This window comes from Desulfovibrio desulfuricans, from assembly GCF_004801255.1.
GTDB classification, from domain to species: Bacteria; Desulfobacterota; Desulfovibrionia; order Desulfovibrionales; family Desulfovibrionaceae; genus Desulfovibrio; species Desulfovibrio desulfuricans_C.
In genome coordinates, this window is record NZ_CP036295.1 from 2,503,748 (window position 1) to 2,521,087 (window position 17,340).

15 protein-coding genes are annotated in these 17,340 nt (G+C 59.4%); 8 read left to right on the forward strand and 7 right to left on the reverse strand.

The features are described from left to right. Positions 1-108: 108 nt before the first annotated feature. From DDIC_RS10440 to fabZ, 3 genes are all read left to right on the forward strand, one after another. Entirely contained in the window at positions 109-2,622 is a 2,514-nt protein-coding gene (locus tag DDIC_RS10440; RefSeq protein ID WP_247647454.1) for an N-acetylmuramoyl-L-alanine amidase, read from the forward strand. Positions 2,623-2,822: 200 nt separating this feature from the next. Continuing rightward, positions 2,823-3,371: an OmpH family outer membrane protein gene (locus tag DDIC_RS10445; RefSeq protein WP_136400383.1), complete on the forward strand. Its 549-nt coding sequence runs from the start codon at positions 2,823-2,825 to the stop codon at positions 3,369-3,371. 103 nt (positions 3,372-3,474) lie between these two features. Next, entirely contained in the window at positions 3,475-3,942 is a 468-nt protein-coding gene (gene fabZ / locus DDIC_RS10450) for a 3-hydroxyacyl-ACP dehydratase FabZ (protein ID WP_136400384.1), read from the forward strand. 210 nt (positions 3,943-4,152) lie between these two features. Here fabZ and DDIC_RS10455 read toward each other — a convergent pair whose 3' ends face one another. Then, positions 4,153-5,295 carry a glycosyltransferase family 9 protein gene (locus DDIC_RS10455; RefSeq protein ID WP_136400385.1) on the reverse strand — a complete coding sequence of 381 codons (1,143 nt, stop codon included), beginning with the start codon at positions 5,293-5,295 and terminating at the stop codon, positions 4,153-4,155. Continuing rightward, positions 5,295-6,695 carry an undecaprenyl-phosphate galactose phosphotransferase WbaP gene (gene wbaP / locus DDIC_RS10460; RefSeq protein WP_136400386.1) on the reverse strand — a complete coding sequence of 467 codons (1,401 nt, stop codon included), beginning with the start codon at positions 6,693-6,695 and terminating at the stop codon, positions 5,295-5,297. Before wbaP ends, DDIC_RS10455 begins: the two co-directional genes overlap by 1 nt. Positions 6,696-7,071: 376 nt before the next feature. On the opposite strand from wbaP, the gene DDIC_RS10465 reads away from it, so the two are divergent. From DDIC_RS10465 to DDIC_RS10480, 4 genes are all read left to right on the forward strand, one after another. Next, positions 7,072-7,815: an ABC transporter substrate-binding protein gene (locus DDIC_RS10465; RefSeq protein ID WP_136400387.1), complete on the forward strand. Its 744-nt coding sequence runs from the start codon at positions 7,072-7,074 to the stop codon at positions 7,813-7,815. 83 nt (positions 7,816-7,898) lie between these two features. After that, positions 7,899-8,591 (forward strand): amino acid ABC transporter permease, encoded by a 693-nt coding sequence (locus DDIC_RS10470; protein ID WP_136400388.1) that lies wholly within the window; start codon positions 7,899-7,901, stop codon positions 8,589-8,591. A 2-nt stretch (positions 8,592-8,593) separates the two neighbouring features. Then, entirely contained in the window at positions 8,594-9,352 is a 759-nt protein-coding gene (locus tag DDIC_RS10475) for an amino acid ABC transporter ATP-binding protein (RefSeq protein WP_136400389.1), read from the forward strand. Continuing rightward, the gene (locus tag DDIC_RS10480) at positions 9,353-10,021 is read left to right on the forward strand and encodes an amino acid ABC transporter permease (RefSeq protein ID WP_136400390.1); all 669 of its coding nucleotides are present in this window, start codon (positions 9,353-9,355) and stop codon (positions 10,019-10,021) included. It begins immediately after the preceding gene. Positions 10,022-10,130: 109 nt separating this feature from the next. Here DDIC_RS10480 and DDIC_RS10485 read toward each other — a convergent pair whose 3' ends face one another. Together DDIC_RS10485 and DDIC_RS10490 are read right to left on the reverse strand one after the other, a co-directional pair. Beyond that, positions 10,131-10,478 carry a DVU0772 family protein gene (locus DDIC_RS10485; protein WP_136400391.1) on the reverse strand — a complete coding sequence of 116 codons (348 nt, stop codon included), beginning with the start codon at positions 10,476-10,478 and terminating at the stop codon, positions 10,131-10,133. Between the two features lie 72 nt (positions 10,479-10,550). Further along, complete coding sequence (locus tag DDIC_RS10490; protein ID WP_136400392.1) at positions 10,551-13,277, reverse strand: tetratricopeptide repeat protein; 2,727 nt, start codon at positions 13,275-13,277, stop codon at positions 10,551-10,553. An 85-nt stretch (positions 13,278-13,362) separates the two neighbouring features. Between DDIC_RS10490 and DDIC_RS10495 the strand changes: the two genes are divergently transcribed. Then, positions 13,363-13,728: a molybdenum cofactor biosynthesis protein MoaE gene (locus DDIC_RS10495; RefSeq protein ID WP_136400393.1), complete on the forward strand. Its 366-nt coding sequence runs from the start codon at positions 13,363-13,365 to the stop codon at positions 13,726-13,728. Between the two features lie 241 nt (positions 13,729-13,969). On the opposite strand, the gene secF is transcribed toward DDIC_RS10495, so the two are convergent. From secF to yajC, 3 genes are all read right to left on the reverse strand, one after another. Next, positions 13,970-15,073: a protein translocase subunit SecF gene (secF, locus tag DDIC_RS10500; RefSeq protein WP_136400394.1), complete on the reverse strand. Its 1,104-nt coding sequence runs from the start codon at positions 15,071-15,073 to the stop codon at positions 13,970-13,972. Between the two features lie 17 nt (positions 15,074-15,090). Continuing rightward, positions 15,091-16,671 carry a protein translocase subunit SecD gene (secD, locus tag DDIC_RS10505; RefSeq protein WP_136400395.1) on the reverse strand — a complete coding sequence of 527 codons (1,581 nt, stop codon included), beginning with the start codon at positions 16,669-16,671 and terminating at the stop codon, positions 15,091-15,093. A gap of 222 nt (positions 16,672-16,893) precedes the next feature. After that, a complete protein-coding gene (gene yajC / locus DDIC_RS10510; protein ID WP_247647455.1) occupies positions 16,894-17,247 on the reverse strand; it encodes a preprotein translocase subunit YajC in 354 nt (117 codons plus the stop codon). Positions 17,248-17,340 lie beyond the last annotated feature (93 nt).

Sequence of the window (17,340 nt, forward strand, 5' to 3'; positions counted from 1 at the left end):
CGCCGCTACCAATCATACAAAGCCGATGGCATGCTATATGCTTTACATTGGCAAGCAACAGCTTTATGCGTCAGATTATTGTCACCAAGCATGGCAAAGGGAAATACCGTGGCCGGAAAATCCACCCAGCCCAAGGCTTCCGAACAGGTTAGCAGCACCAACATGCGTCGGCTTGTGCCGCCGCTGGCCTTTCTTGCCGCCCTCTGCCTGATGGTTGTCTGTTTTTACGACTCCGGCTACACGTCGCTGCCGCCTACCGGCAAGCGCTATGATCTGGCCAAGGCCAGCATCGACACCCTGCGTCAGGACGAAAAACGCTCGGGTCAGCGAGAACCGTGGGAAAACCTTGCTGCCGAGTTCCGCGCCATCTATGATGCAGACCCCGGCTGGCCCAACCGTCCCGCAGCCCTGTTCCGCGCAGCGGAAAGCCTTGAGGAACTGGCGCGCCGCTCATTTGCCAAGGCAGACGCCAGAAAAGCTATCGAATGTTATGAGGCCGTTGCCCAACGCCATGCGGACAGCCGCCTTGCGGACGACGCACTGTTTCGCGCGGCCAAACTGCGCGCTGCATGGCTCAAGGACGACAAGGGGGCGCTGGCCCTGCTTGAGCGCATCAAGAGCCAATACCCCAAGGGCGACATGCTTCAGGAGGCGCTGGCACTGGAAAAGACACTTCAGGCCGCAGCCAATGGGCGCACAGCGCCTGAAGCGCGCCAGGTTGCCAGCACTGACGGTAAAGAGCCAAAGGACGAGCTGGCCGCCAGATCCGCAGGCCAGGCGTCAACGGCCGCGCAGGCAAACGGCAACGCCGATACCGCTTCGATGCAGAAAGCAGCGCCGCCGCAGCCATTGCCTCAGGCCGACCTGCTGCCGCGCTACCGCGAGGCCAAGGCCAAAATGGATGCCCTGCGCGCAGACAAGGTGCGCTCGTGCTGGCGGCAACCTTGGGAAGAACTGACCACGGAATTTCTGCGCATCTACATAAGCCGCAAAGACTGGGCGATCTCGCCGGGCGCGCTGTTTCGCGCGGCCTCAAGCCAGGAGGCCCTGTCCGACTGCTCGCACCTGGCGGATGAATACCGTCAGGCCCGCGATCTTTACCTCAAACTGGCGCAGGAATTTCCCAAAAGCGCCCTCGCGGACGATTCGCTGCTGCGCGCCGCCGCCATTGACGCCGACCACCTCAATCAACCGGGTGAGGCGCTCGAGCTGCTTGACGCCATCGCGGCCCTGTACTCCGGCGGCGACAAAACCGCGGAAGCACAGACGCTCCGTAGCCGCCTCACTGGCGCACCCGCCAATGCATCCGCCGCAGACAAGCCCGTTGCCGCAGCGCCAGCTGCCAAGCCTGTCGTGCAGGCTCTCTCCTGGAATTCACTGAGCAAAAACAGTGTGGAAATCGTACTGGAGCTCAGCGCCCCTGCCCGCTTCACCGCCAAGCTCAACAATGCGGCAACAAGCGGCAAGGCGCGGACCGGGCCGACTTCACTGCAGGTAGCGCTGGAAAACGCCGCTGTGGAAAAAACCGTACGCAAAGGCGTGAGCATACGCGGCAGCCTCTTCAAAGGCATGAGCGTGAGCGACGGCAAGGCAGGCGAAGCGGTACTCCAGTTCAATTTTCAGGATGCCCGGCGGTTTGACACGCGTACAGAATCAAATCCCTGCCGTATTATCCTGCGCGTAGCGAGCGGCACAACACTTCTGCCCCCTGTAAACAACGCCAAGGGCGGATTTGCCCAGGCGCAGCTCAGTGAATCGGGCCAGCCTGATGAATCGGGGCAGCCCGATGCGACGGCTCAGGCAGGGGCAACGGGGCAGGCTGCCGGTGTCGCCGCCAACAGCAGCACGCCCGCAGGACCGCCTTCGCCGCGTCTGGTGCGCGATATGGCCCGCCAGCTGGGCCTTACCGTACGCACGGTATTTATTGACGCCGGTCACGGCGGCCGCGACCCCGGCGCCAACCACAATGGAGTGCTAGAGCGCGCCATCTCCCTCGACGTGGCCCTGACCCTTGGCCGCCTGCTTGAAGCCAACGGCCTTGATGTGGTTTATAGCCGCACAGGCGACAAATCCGTTTCACTGCGCGAGCGTACGGTCATGGCCAATGCCGCTGGGGCCGACCTGTTTGTGTCCATCCATGTCAACGCCAATGACGACGCCAGCGTACAGGGATTTGAAACCTACTACCTCGACATCGCCAGCAACCCTGACGCCGCCCGCCTGGCCACGCTTGAAAACGCCGACGGCGACCACAAACTCGGCGACATGCAAAAAATGCTGGCCGACGTCATGCTTAACGCCAGGGTGGATGAATCGCGCCATCTGGCGCAGGACGTGCAGCGCATGGCGCAGTTCCGCTTTAAAAAGCGGCAGTTTGATATAAAGGACAACGGCATCAAGTCTGCACCGTTTATTGTCCTGCTCGGTGCGCAAATGCCTGCGGTGCTTATTGAAATTGGTTACTGCACTAATAAGGAAGAAGCAGCCCGTCTGCTCACGCCCAAATACCGCATGACTCTGGCCGAGGGGATGGCCGAGGGCATCCTGGCCTACAAGGACAAGCTTCTCAAGCGCCGCACGGTCCAGAATTCCTTGACGCAAGAAGGCGCTGGTGCTATGTGAGGCAAGTAATTTCAACTATGTGTTTTTGGCCTGTACCATAGCAAATAACTGTTTTTTACTGCACCTCAGATAGTTATGGCTGTTTTGCAAAATGTAGTACATAGTTGCGGACAGCAGAGGCATCTTCTCTTACGGCGCGCGGCTCAGCCCAGTTCCGCAAGGACGACATAACAAATCAGCATTGGGGAAGGAGAACTTTCATGCGCAAGGTTTTGATGACGGCTGTTGCGGTTGGCATGCTGCTTGCCGGACAAGTCTGTGCTGCTGACGGCAGCGCCGTGCCTGCAGCCAAGATCGGTGTTGTTGACATGCAGACGGTGGCTACGCAGAGCATCCCTGCCCAGGCCGCCAAAACAACAATGGAAAACAAGTTCGGCAATGAACGCAACGAACTTGAAAAGCAGGGCGAAGCGCTGAAAAAGAAAGCCGAAGCTCTGAAAAACCCCAAGGCCAGCGAAGAAAAGAAGCTGGACTTCATCCGTTCCAAGCAGGATCTGGACCAGAAGACACGCAACTTCCTGCGCAAGGTTGAACAGGAAGAAGTGAAGCTTCGCCAAGACATGGTTACCCTTGTCTTCAGCGCTACCTACGAAGTTGCCCGCGCCAAGGGCTTCAACTTTGTGGTGGACGTCACTGCTGGCGGCGTGCTGTATGCCGACCAGTCCATGGATCTGACCCAGGACGTGCTGACCGAAGTCAACAAGATCTACAAAGACAAATCCAAGGACGACAAGGGCGCCAAGAAGTAACCCCCCCTGCCGTTTACTGTTCTGGCCTCTCAACCCGGAAGGGGCGAGAGGCTTTTTTTATGCTGCCTGCGGGCGGCAAAGCACAATACATTCAGGAGGCCCCATGCAGGATACCACCCCCCAGAACTTGAGCATGGACATACAGCGCATTTTGCGGCTGCTGCCCCACCGCTATCCTTTTTTGTTGGTGGACAGGGTGGTGGAATGCGTTTCAGGCTCTCATATCCGGGCCTACAAAAATGTTACCTTTAACGAACCTTTTTTTCAGGGGCATTTTCCCGGTGCGCCCATCATGCCCGGCGTGCTCATTCTGGAGGCTCTGGCCCAGACAGGCGGTCTGCTGGCCGTTTCGGGCATGGAGAGCCTTGACGACAAGCTCTTTTTGTTTACCGGCCTTGACGGCGTAAAATTCCGTCGGCAGGTGACGCCGGGCGACAGGCTTGATCTTGAATGCAGCAACCTGCGCATGAAGCTCAAACTTTGCAAGATGGACGCCCGTGCCTATGTGGACGGCAAGCTGGCAGCCGAAGCCCAGATTACCGCCGCCATCGGCGACAGGCCCAAGAGCTAGCGCGGCACGCGACATCTCGCCAAAAGGGGAAGGGATTACAACAATCCCTTCCCCTTTTTATTGGCCTGTCCTGCGGACTGACAAAATTTATCGGCCATCTCGCACGATGGCAGGCTCTGACGGCGGCACTCCCGCAGCGTGGCGAAACAGGGCTGACGATGCGGCTAGCCCCTGGAGTTCTGCGGCGGACGTTAACGCTGCAGCAGCACCCTAAAAAAGCCCAAGGCTGTGCAGGGCGTCTGCCACATCTTCCACCGGCAGCGAGTCAAGGCACGGCGTGAACGGCCTTGGGTATTCAAAGCCCAGATTCAGGTAGGCGTACGGCCCCTTGTGGGGCAAAAGCGCACGCACGTGCCGCCCCACCGGTCCCCAGCGCAAGGGGTTGGTCGGCCCGTGCAGGCCCACGGTGGGTGCGCCCGCAATGGAGGCCAGATGCATGGTGCCCGTGTTTACCGACACCACGGCCGAGGCGCGGCTGAACAGCCATGCCAGCCCCTGCAGCGAGGTTCTGCCTGCCAGCGAAACAGCGGGGCACTGGGGATGCGCCTGCAAAAAGGCGTTGTTGCGCTGAGCGTCGGCCGCCGCCCCCGTCAGATACACCTCAAAGCCCTCTGCGCTCAACATGCGCGCCAGCGCATCCCAATTATCGGCGGGCCATTCCTTGAGCCATGCATGGGCCCCGGAGGGCCACATATGCAAAAAAATCCGTCGCGGCAGCGCATCGCCCACCTCGCCCGTGGGTTCCAGCCTGCCGCACAGCTCGGCGGGCAGATCGTCGGGCGGCGATTGCGGCATCAACAGACGCGGCGCGCCCAACAGACCGGGGTACAGCGCCCGGCCAAGCTCCAGAAAGTTCTCCACCTCGTGCCTGTCGTTGCGGTGCTCAACCTTGCAAGAGTACCCAAAGGCGCGGTGCTGCCCGCAGGTGTCAAACCCTACCGTTGTACGCGCATTGGAAAAATTGCACAGCACCGCCCCAAGGCGCGCCCACTGGGTGCTGTCAAAGAGCACGTCAAGCCGCTGATCGCGCAGCCACGCGGCCATGGAAGAGACATCGGTCACGGCAAAGGCCGCGCTGCTGTCTATGCCGGGGATCAGACGGACTGTGGCGGCATTGGCCCGCGATGTCAGCAGAACAAACCGCGCCTGAGGCAAGCGCTCGCGCAGGGCGGTAATCAGCGCGGAGAACAGCAACAGGTCGCCAATGGCGCCCAGACAGATAAAACCCACTCGTTGCGGCTCGGCAATGGGCGCAGCACCTCTGCCCAGACGCAAAACAGAACTGCAGGCCGCCAGCGGAATACCGGCGTACCTGTCAAGCCAGCGGTTAAAACTGTTGCCGCGTTCGCCCATCAGTACGCTCCGTACCCCGTTATAACCACGGGAACAGTCTTGGCGAGGATCCACAGATCCATCCACACAGACCAGTTGTTGATGTAATAGTGGTCAAAGGCCACGCGTTCGGCATAGGTGGTGTTGTTGCGGCCCGATATCTGCCACAGGCCGGTCAGACCGGGGCGGACCATGCAGTATTCTTCAAATACTGGGCCATATTTTTCAATTTCTTTGGCCACAATGGGGCGGGGGCCGACCAGGCTCATGTCGCCGACAACCACATTGAGCAGCTGCGGCAGCTCGTCCAGGCTCACCTTGCGCAAAAAACGCCCCACGCGCGTAATTCTCGGGTCGTGCTTGAGCTTGTGATCCCTCTTCCATTCGGCCTGCAACTCAGGGTTGCGCTCAAGCATTTCCTTGAGCACCACATCGGCCTTGTCCACCATGGTGCGAAACTTGAAAATCCTTATTTCACTGCCGTTGCATCCTATGCGGCGCTGGCGGTAAAATACCGGTCCCCGGCTGTCAAGACGAATGGCCAGAGCCAGCAGCAGGCCCAGGGGCACCAGTACCACGCCGCCCATGGCGCAAAGCAGCACGTCCATGAGCCGCTTGACCAGCAGACGGCGCTTGTCGCGCAGGTTTTGCCGCACCTGCAGCCCCACGGCAGCGCCAAGATCGCGAGGCGTCAGCCAATGGGCGCGAAAGCCATCGTTGAACGAGGGCACAACAAGGATGCGCTCAAAAAAGCGGCTGGCTTCGGTAATATAGTCAAGGCTCTGCCCTTGATCCGCCTTTTGCAGAATCATGGCCATTGCCTTGGGGTTTGCCGCCGCGACCGTGGCAAACAGTGCGCGCACGGCGTCGGTGCTTGTGGGCAGGGGATATATGGAAACAGGGTGCAGGCCGCGTTCAGGCCTGCGTTTGAGGTAGCGCCAAAAGTCGCGTCCGGCGTTGCCGCTGTCAAAAATAATCAGTGGCCGCCCCCACCAGCGGCGGCGCATATACAACCGGCGGCACAGGCTGCGCGTAATGGGCAGCACAAACACTGTGGCCGCCCAGCTGCCCGCAATGACAATGCGGGAATAGGCGTCGCCGGTTTTAGAAAGAAACAGCACGGCCAGAATTATGCCGTACATGAGGCTTGTCAGCTGAAACAGGGCCTTGAGCTCGCGGTGCGGCGGCAGGCTGATGGTCTGGTAAAGCCCAAGACCGGCAGCCATGACTGGCCCGATGAGCAGCAGGGGCAAAGCCCAATGGTATAATGCGGGATCCACATTGCCAAATGCGGCCCGCACCAAAAAGACCGCCATGGCCGTACCAATGATGGCCATAAGGTCAAAAATGCACAGCAGGGTTTTTTGCGGAGAAAGGCCGCAAAGCAAAAGCGCCCTGACCCAAATGGGATATTGTTTCATGCGAGGTGGCGCTGTGCCGTTGTATCCGACACTACGTTTGTGCGCGGTTGCCGCGTCGTTGAAAAAGAAGCTCACATTCAAACGCGGTGATGTTATGCTCTTTCTTCGCAAAGCACAAGAATTGCCCCTTGCGTGTGGACATTTACCCCTGCGCTGCCGCGCCCTGCGACGCGGCTTACGCCTTGTGGTTTACACTGAGCTTACGAAAGGCTTACGCCTTGCGTCGCAATCTTCCTTCTGTTACAGAAAGACTTTGTTTTCAGTGGCCGCACGGCGACAACCCTGTTGTCACGCCGTGCAGGGATGCGCAGCAGTCGCCCCGGGGCGGCCGCGTGGGCGCATGTCCGTCCTGTCATTTCCGAGGGGGAAATTGAACATGAAAAAGCTTTTCGTCTGCGCCCTGCTGGCCACCGTGCTGGCTGCCGTACCCGCATTTGCCAAAAAGGCCTATGTCAACGGCATCGATCCCGACTATCCTCCCTTCGCCTATGTTGACGAAAAGACCGGCCAGCCTGCCGGGTTTGACGTCGATTCCATGAACTGGATAGCCAAGACCATGGGATTTGAAGTGGTTCACAAGCCCATGGCGTGGGACGGCATCATCCCCGCCCTGCTCGCCAAGCAGATCGACATGGTCGACTCCGGCATGAGCATTACCCCTGAGCGCGCCAAAGTCGTACAGTTTTCCAACCCCTACTGGACGGTTTCGCGCGTGTTTGTCGTGCCCGCCGATTCCAAGCTGACCCCTGCCGACATCCTGAGCAAAAAGATCCAGCTCGGCGTGCAGCGCGGCACCTCTGAAGCCAACGACATCAAGAAAGAGCAGGAAGAAAAAAAGTATCCCTTTGAACTGCGCTTTTACGAATCCTCGCCCCTGGCTGTGGAAGACCTGCTGAACGGCCGCATTCAGGCTGCCCTGATGGACGAGCTGCCCGCCAACAACGCCATTGAAAATGGCCGCGCCGTCAAAAAGGCCGGCACCCACGGCGATCCCGACAACTTTGGCGTCGCCATGCGCAAAGAAGACAAGGAACTGCAGAAGCTGATCAACGAAGGCTATAAAAAGCTTATCGCCGATCCGTACTGGAAAGAACTGCAGAAGAAATACCTGAGCAAGTAACGGGCGTTCCAGCGTCCACACGTCAAGCGCGAACCGCCTGAATCCGGACGGTTCGCGCTTGCGCGGAAAAGGCCCCTCCATTCATGAATTCTCTGCTAGTGGTATACAACGCCCTGCCCTCCATGCTGTCCGGCAGCCTGGTAACTGTGGGCAACGTCACCCTTTCGCTGACCATGGGTCTGCTGCTGGGCGTGCCCATGGCTGTGGCCCAGGTTTACGGCGGGCCATGGCTGCGGCGTCTGGTCGCGTTGTATGTGTGGTTTTTCAGGGGCGTGCCCATCCTGGTATTGCTGTTTCTTTGCTACGGCCTGTTTATCAGCATAGGCGTGTCCATTGATCCGTTTTTTATCTGCTGCATAGTCTTGGGCAGCACCAGCACGGCCTACCAGTCGCAAATTTTTAGGGGCTCCATCGAAAGCCTGCCCCACGGCCAGCTCAATGCCGCGCGCGCCCTTGGCATGCGCGAAAGCACCGGCATCTGCGCCATTATTCTGCCGCAGGCCCTGCGGCTCTCCATACCCGGCTGGGCCAACGAATTTTCCATTCTGCTCAAGGATTCGGCCATCTGCTTTGTGCTCGGCACCCAAGACATCATGGCCCGCACTTCGTTTGTGGCTGCCAGAACTCACGAGCATCTGGCCCTGTACGCCACGGCGGGCGTGCTGTATTTTGTGCTGACGCTGGCGGTGCTCAAGCTGTTGCGCCGCCTGGAACAAAAAGTCCATGTGCCCGGCTATTCTTCAGGAATCGGCATGGAAGGCATGGGTATGGGATAAGCATGAGCGTTGACCAACAAGCGGTATTGCAGGTTAAAGGCATTTCCAAAATGCTGGGCGGCAAGCCCATACTGGATAATTGCAGCCTGACGGTTAACCGGGGGGAACTCAAGGTCCTCATCGGGCCTTCCGGCGCGGGCAAAAGCACGCTGTTGCAGTGCATCAACTGCCTTATTCCCCCCGACACCGGCGAGATTTACCTTGAAGGCCAGATGCTTGACCGGGCCGACAGGGGCGCGTTGTGCGCCTTTCGCGCTCAGGTGGGCATGATTTTTCAGGATTTTAATCTCTTTGACCACCTCACCGCAGTGGAAAACGTGGCTATTGCCCTGCGCAAGGTACGCGGCATGTCCGCAGCCGACGCGCGCGCCCGCGCGCAGGAAGAACTGGCCCGCGTCGGTCTTGCCCGGCGCGCCACCCTGTACCCGGCGCAGCTCTCCGGCGGGCAAAAGCAGCGCGTGGCCATGGCCCGCGCCCTGGCCATGGACCCCAAGGTCATACTGCTCGACGAACCTACCTCGGCCCTTGATCCCGAGCTTGTGGGCGAGGTGCTGGCCGTTATCCGCGACCTTGCCAGCGGCGGCATGACCATGGTTATGGCCACCCACCAGATGGATTTTGCCAGGGCCCTTGCCACGGAAATCATTTTTATGGAGCACGGCAAGCTCATCGAGCAGGGTTCGCCAGCCGTTTTGCTGGCCGAAGGTTCAAACACCCGTACCCGCGACTTCTGCCAGCGCCTGCTGGAGATGGGGGCTTAAGTGCTGGACCAGGCCTTTTTCAGCAACGAGCTTTTACCCGCGCTCAATCGAGGCCTGCTGGTCTCGCTGGCGCTTATCATACCGGCGGGCACGCTGGGCTTTGCAGGCGGCGTGCTGCTGGGCTGCGCCCGCGCCTTTGGCCCGCTGTGGCTGCGCCGCCTGGGCAACGGCTACACCTCGCTCATACGCGGCGTACCGCTGGCCGTGCAGCTGATGATGATCTACTATGCCCTGCCCAAGCTCGGTATTTTCTTTTCACCCTTTGGTGCGGCCCTGACCAGCTTTACCCTGTGCACGGCGGCCTATCAGTCGGAATACGTGCGCGGGGCGCTGCTCTCCATCAGGCAGGGGCAGGTGCGCGCAGCACAGGCGCTTGGCTTCAGCCAGTGGCAGACCGTGGCCTGGATCATTATTCCCCAGGCAGCCCGGCGCGCCTTGCCCGGCTGCGGCAACGAGATCATCTACCTGATCAAGTACAGCTCCCTGGCCTATCTGGTGACCTGTATGGAACTGATGGGCCAGGGCAAGGTTGTGGCCTCCGACACGTTTCGCTTTACCGAAGTTTTTATTGCCGTGGGCGCGTACTATCTGGCCATGGTTACCCTGGCGACCCTTTTGCTGCGCTGGCTTGAGGATCGCTTTCGTATACCCGGTTTCGGCGCTCGCTGAGCGAGTGCCGGTTTACGGCGCATACGCATATCTCGCACAAAAGGCCCGCTTTCGCGGGCCTTTAAACATTCTGCACTTGTTACCGTGCGGGCTTTTGGCCCGGTTTTCATCAATCCTGCCCAAGCTCGTGCTTGAGCCAGGACTTCACCTCGGGCGTTGGTTCGCTTATACCCCGCCACGAGCCGTGCACCTTGCGGTAATCAGCCTCCAGCCCCTTGGGCAAAGGGATGGTAATAAGGTCGTCTGCTCGCTCGGAGTTGCGGCGCACCAGTCGGATAACAGGCGGCTCCTGCCAGCTGTCCACAACAAAGTAATGGGCCACATCTTCCTTGGATCGCACCGGCGGGTACTCCGAATGCCAGTCGTTGTTGCCCCACTCGAGGTACATGGTTACAGCGTGCTCGGGGGAAAGGTTCCAGTCTATATTGTAGAGGGAAAAATCCTTCAGGGTCGTCATGGAGTCCTCCTTTCGGCTTGATTTATTAATAACTGTTATTGATAAATTAAGCAAGGGGGCATTCAGCTTTTTCTATCGCCGGTTGCCCGGTTCCGACTCGGCCCTCTGGTTTCTTTTTGCTCTTTCTGCCTCAAGCCGGCGTTGCGTGCGCACACGTTCAAGACGGGTCTGCTGGGCCTGCTCCCGCTGCTGCCGGGCCTCCTCAAGCAGCTTTTCGCGCTTGCGGTCAAACACCAGGGTTGTTCGTAGCGCCGCCGTACCCAGAGAAACCGTGGTTACGATAAGAATAAGAATCTTCTGGATGGACCATGGCTCAGACCCCAGTATATTCCTGAGCCAGCCAAGGTGCATGGTTTCGCCCCAAAAATAGATCACAGGCACGGCTACAAAGCAGAGCAGCAGCCCCACCGCCTCGATCCACATAAATGTTTTTAGCAGGGTGAGGCCAAACAGGGTTCCGTCGCGCACCATGCGCAAAAACTGCAACCTTTTGCGCAGGCTGCGCAAAAGCTCCGCAAGGTGGGGCGTCTGGCCCTGGGCGCGCTTGAACGATTCCGCCTCCTTGAAGTTGCACGAAAAGGCTCGGTTGATAATGCCCGCGCTTTCGTTAAACTCGTGGCTGAACTCGCGCAACGCTGCGGGGAAGGGAAACCACGAGGCTTCGTCCCGGATCTCCTGCAAGATATCAAGGTAGTACTTGTACCGGTTGCGCAGATCTTCTACCTCGCGCGCGATGCAGTCTTCCATCTCCTTTTCAAGATTGGGGCGCTCGGCCACAACATTAAGAAAGGCCAGATAGTTGTTGATGTTGGCCTGCGCCTCAAGGTCGCGCACCTTGGTGCCCAGCTGCAGCTGAACAGGGTGCTCCGGGGCAAACCATGCGTCGAGGCGATTGCCTATTTCCGTAACCCGCGCGCGGTCGGCATCGGCGCATTTTTTGGCTTCGGTCCACAGGTCATAGAGAGCCGAGAGAATCAACAGGCGGCCACGCTCTAGGGCCGGGTCTACAAGCACACGGTTAAAATAGGTGGGATCCTCGCGGATAAGCTTGGACAGCTGGTCGAGCACCGGCTCGCAAAAGCCCATTTTAACCTGGCAGACAAGCTCGCGGTACTTGACCTCGCGCCAGTGGGGCATGACGCGCCATATCTGCGAATACTGCTCTATGGCCTGCGTCAGATGCCCCTGCTCTTCTGCGATGCGGGCCAGAAAAAATTCGTTCCAGGCCTGCAGGGCGGGCGACGGAGTAAGCACCGCCGCATTGCGAAAGGCCGCCTCGGCACGCGGATAGTCATTGCGCTCAATATGCGCAAAGGCCTGTACCATGTGCAGGCGAGGGTCGCGCTGATGGCGCGCTATTGCCTGACTGATCTTTTTTTCCATCGCGCCCATGTCGGCGGGCGAGGTGGTGATGAGCTTGTCCAGCAGATCCCAGGCGGGGCTGTCGTCCCTGGCGGGAACCTCCTCGCCGGGTTCCGGCTCGCGCATGCGGTACAGCCAGTGCCGGGGCACATTGCGCAGCTGGCAGGCGGCGTTGATTTCAAAAACCGCCCGCATGACTACCGCAGCGTCGTCATCGCCAGCCATTATGGCCGAATACCCATTGGAGCTTTTTTCTGTCAGGGTCAGCTCGATGGACCGAAACCCTTCGTTGATGGCCTCAATATCCAGTTTGCCCAGGGCGTCCCAGACGTCGGGGCTGGAGGCCGCCCCAAGACGCGTGGGGCACTCCGACGCATCGTGGCTGTGGATGCCGCAATACACGCAGCCGGTGCCGGAGGTGCTGGGCATGGTGAGGCGGCTTGGCATCAGCAGGGTGAGCGAACGGCCGCTGAGGCTGTTCTCGTCCAGCATGACGTTGCACCAGCTGTCCATGGCCATCTGCTCGCCTGTAAAGCGCAGATCGCGCACGGTAAAGCCCTCGCCCAGCAGATAGGCGTTGCGATAGCTCATGTAGGGGAAATCCGGCATGAGATTATCCCACTGCAGGCCAATCTTTTTGGGCAGGTCCGCGTTAAAATTCAGGTTGTTGCGGTCGGCCACAACGCTGACGCAGGGCCAGTAGCCGCCGCTGTCTTTCTTTTCCTTGTCAAAACCGTGCAAGAAGTCGCGCATAAAGGTGCGCAGCATCATCAGGTTGTCAATGGCGATCATCATGAACGTATTGTCCACGATGGATTTTATCTTGTGCTTTTGCAGCAGGGCTTCAAGGTGTTTGAACATGGCTGTCCAGCCGGTCTGAAACCCCTTGTCCAGGGGGTTGCCCAGCGGGTGCAGCAAGGCAAACCACGACTGCGTGGACGAGTACGGCATGCGCACGTCCACTGACATGGAGGCCCACTCCACACTGGTCATGCCCTGACGGCCTGAGCGGCTCTCAAAGGTTATGCCCGGCAGGCCTTTTTTGCCCTCGCGGCTCTTGGGGTGAATCCATATCTCAAGGGTGTCCGTGACCACCAGCTGCTGGGCCTGCAGAGCGCCGTCCAGCAGCAGGTTTACCTCGCGTTTGCGCCCAAACTGCAACCGGCCTGGAAAAAGCTCGATAGCAACAGGCAACTCGTTAAAGTTGCCCCACACCATCAGCCGGGCCAACGCCAAAAAGACGTCATCGGTAAAGAAAAACCAGATGGACTGCTCTTCTTCCTCGCCCACAAGCATGCCGCCGTAGTTCAGCAGGGTCTGGCCGACGGCTGGCGCGAGTTTATCGTGCCAGCTCACCCACACCACATGCCCCATGGTGCTCATGCGCACATCAATGTTGCTCGGCAGGCGTGACAATAACTGCGATAACTGCGCCATGAATAAATTCCTTTATGCAAAGACCGCCATGATGTAGCCTGAAACAAAAGGCACTGATCAAGCCAATAAAACCGAGGTGGCTTTTATGGATATTAACAAAACTCTTCAGGAACTCAAAGCACGTCCCGGCTTCGCCGACAATGTGGGCATGATGCTGATACACAACGGTGTTGTGCGGGGCTGGTCGCGCGGTGATCACGCCCCGGTTTCCTCGGTGCGGGTTTCGCACGACACGGCCAAAATGGACGCCATCTGCCGCGAGATGGAAAAACAGCCCGGAATTTTTGCCATTATCGCCCAGGCGGAAGAAGGCCTGCTCAAGCCCGGCGACGACCTGCTCTTTCTGGTGGTGGCGGGCGACATACGCGAGCACGTCAAAGCCACCTTTGCAGAACTTCTCGACCGCATCAAGGCCGAGGCGGTCATCAAGCAGGAATTTCACGACGCCTGAGGCATCCCGCGCTTATCTTCTTATCGGCTGATGCATAAAAAAGGCATGCCCAAGGCATGCCTTTTTTATGCGCCGCAAATGGTCGGGAGTCTGCCCCGCACACACGCAGACCCGCATCAGCATCTTGCCCGCCAGCCAGCCTCGCTCTTTCCGGCCCGTCCCCCAAAAACGCCCCGGCCTGCCGTAGGGCAAACCGGGGCTATTGCTGACAGGATAGGCCTGTGCGGCGAATTACGCCAGGTTACACCACGCCGTGCTCGCCAGGACGCTCGTACTTGCCCTTCTGCTGCACAAGGCCAACGTAAAAGGCCGTATCGCCAAGGGCCAGGAGCACTGCGGAAGATACGTAGATCGAGGAGAGCGTACCCACAACCACGCCGATAAGCACCGTAAGCGCAAAATCATGGATAACGCCGCCGCCCACCAGGAACAGCGAAAGCGTCGCCAAAAATGTCGTGCCGCTGGTCAGAATGGTTCGCGAAAGAGTCTGGTTGACGCTGCGGTTGATCAGCTCGGCCATGGTCAACTCGGGCGCAGCGCGCAGGTTTTCACGCAGGCGGTCGTAAACGATGATGGTATCGTTGAGCGAGTAGCCCACCAGGGTCAGCAGTGCCGCCATGACGTTGAGGTCAACCTCGACCTTCATTAACGACAGCAGCCCCAGGGTGATGCCCACGTCGTGCAGCAGGCCCACCACAGCGCCCAGAGCGAAGTTGAGCCGCAACACAAAGCATACCACAAGGGTGATGGACAGCGAGATCATGATCAGCCAGCCCATGCCAAGCCCGGTAAGGCTGCCTACATAGGAGCCGCACCACAGGGCGGCCGCCATAATGGCGGCTGCCATCCAGCGCTGTTCAAACCGGCCGGAGATGTACACGGCAATGAGCAGCACGGCATAAAAAAGCGCGTTCAGAGCCTTGTTGGTCAAATCCGCGCCAACTTTGGGGCCCACAACTTCCAGACGCTGAATTTCAGCATTGTTGTCAGGAAAGGCCGCTGCCAGAGCATCCACCACGGCGGTGCGCACCTCGGTGGCGTCGCTGTTTTCAGAGTTGGAGAAGCGCAGTAGAAAATCCCTGTCGCCGTCGCCAAAACGCTGGGTCGTGATGCCCGGCAATGCCGGTACTTCAAGACTCTTTTTCAGGGCATCGTCGTGCACGGGCTTTTGAAACTGAATCTGAACAATAACGCCGCCCGCAAAGTCGATGCCCATTTTAAGGCCGCTGCCCCAGAGGGTAGAAATAATAGCCACAATGATCAGCAGGGCCGAGATGGCGTACGCCCAGTGGCGCAGGCCGATAAAATCAAACTTGGTGTCGTGCCTGATAAATGCAAAACCCATAATTGCCTCCCGGCGCGCTAGATGCTGATGCCCTTGGGACCGCAATGACGCGCCCATTCCTCAAAGATAGCCCGCGATACAAAGATGGCCGTAAACATGGAGGCCACAATGCCCAGCCCCAGCGTAACGGCAAACCCTCTGATGGGGCCCGTGCCGAACTGGTACAGGATGACGGTTACGATGATGGACGTGAGGTTGGAGTCAGTGATGGAAATGGCCGCCCGGTCAAACCCTGCCCGCACAGCGGCAAGAGGGGTGAGGCCCAGCCGTATTTCCTCTCGTATGCGCTCGTAGATCAGCACGTTGGCGTCAACGGCCATGCCGATGGTAAGAACAATACCGGCTATGCCCGGCAGGGTAAGTGTAGCGCCAAAGGCGCCCATGCCCGCCATGACAATAAGCATGGTAAAGCTCAGCATGACGTCGGCGATGAGTCCGCTCAGGCCGTAGTATACGCCGATAAACAGCACCACGCCCACAGCGCCCACCATGGCCGCGCGAACGCCGCTGTCGATGGCTTCCTGCCCAAGGGAGGGGCCGACCGTGCGTTCTTCAAGCACCGAAACAGGCGCGGGCAGCGACCCGGCGCGCAGCACGATGGCCAGGTCCTGCGCTTCGGCAGTGGTAAAGCTGCCCGAAATACTGGCCCGCCCGCCGCCGATGCGCTCGCGGATGGAAGGAGCGGAATAGACCTTGCCGTCGAGCACAATGGCCATGCGGCGGCCCACGCTTTCGCCGGTAACGCGCTCAAAAATGCGCGCGCCGCGGGCGTTGAAACTCAGGGTGACGTACGACTGGTTCATCTGGTCAAAGGCGGGGCGCGCGTCAGACACGTCCTCGCCAGTGAGCATGGCGTCTTTTTCCACCGCGATGAGCGTTTCTTTTTGCTGCTGGCCGGGGTTTTTCTCCAGCATGGGCAGTACGATCACGCCGGGGGGCAGCACAGCCTTGCCGGGGTCCACGTCTTCGCGCACCAGATGGAACTCAAGATGGGCGGTCTGGCCGATAACCTGCACAGCGCGGCGCGGGTCGGAAATACCCGGCAGCTGCACCTGAATGCGGTTGCCCGCCTGCTTGCGGATGTCCGGTTCGGCCACGCCGAACTGGTCGATGCGGTTGCGGATGGTGCGCAGGGCCTGATCGAGCGAAAGGTCTTCGATGCGCTTGATTTCAGCCGCCGTAAAACGGGCGACGTAGCGCAGCTGGCCTGCTTCGCCAGCCTGCGGCTCACTCACGCTCATCTGCGGAAAGTGCTTGGCCAGCAGCTCGCGAAACTGGGGTTCGTTTTCCGCGCGCGGCAGCACAAATTCAAGGGCCGTGCCGCCCACCACGCGGGGGCGCAGCACGACAATCTTTTCGTCCTCGGCAACGCGTCGCAGATCCTGTCCGGCCAGAGCCAGCGAATTGCTCACAGCCTTGGCCACGTCCACGCCGAGCGTCAGATGGATGCCGCCCTTGAGGTCAAGGCCGAGATTGATTTTGCTCGACGGCAAGACGCGCTCGAGGGCTGTTCCCAGATAGGGAACGCTGGGGAGCGCGTAAACAAGGGACAACACAAAAACCATGATGGCTATGGACAAGCGCCAGAGCAGACCCATCGTTCACCTTCCACACAACAGATTAAGCTTTGCCGCAGCCTTGCGGCTGCCCCGAAGGGCCAGCTGCAAGACCGCAGGCAAAGCCGGAAACTCCGCAGACCCGGAAAGCCGGGCACGTCAAGAGGCAAAAGCCCTTGAGCCAATCCGGCAATGCCGGTTCGGCTCACGGGCCATGCACTGCGCCCGCCACAGCAATGACAGGCGCATGTCGCCAGAGGCGACCTACTTCTTTTCTTCCTTGGCGTCCTTGCTGCCCCTGATAGGAACAACGCCGCCAATGGACCCGCGCGAAACGCGCAGCTTGGCTTCGCCGCACTCAAGAAGCACCTGTTCATCGTCGATTTCCAGGATACGGCCAAGCAGACCGCTGGAGGTCATAACATGGTCGCCGCGCTTCAGCTCGGCCAGCATCTGCTTGTGGAGCTTGGCCCGCTTTTGCTGCGGACGGATAAGCAGAAACCAGAAGATGACAAACATGACGATGAGGGGCAGAAACTGCATCAGCATTTCCTGTCCGCTGGCGGGAGTAGCCCCGGCCTGGGGCGTACCCATGGCATAAGCTAAGGATTCAAACAAAACGCACCTCCATAGGGTGTGGGTATAGCTTTAAAAACGCCCGCCGTCACAACGGGCAAAACGCCGTCCGCGCCTGATTTTCGCGCGATGCAG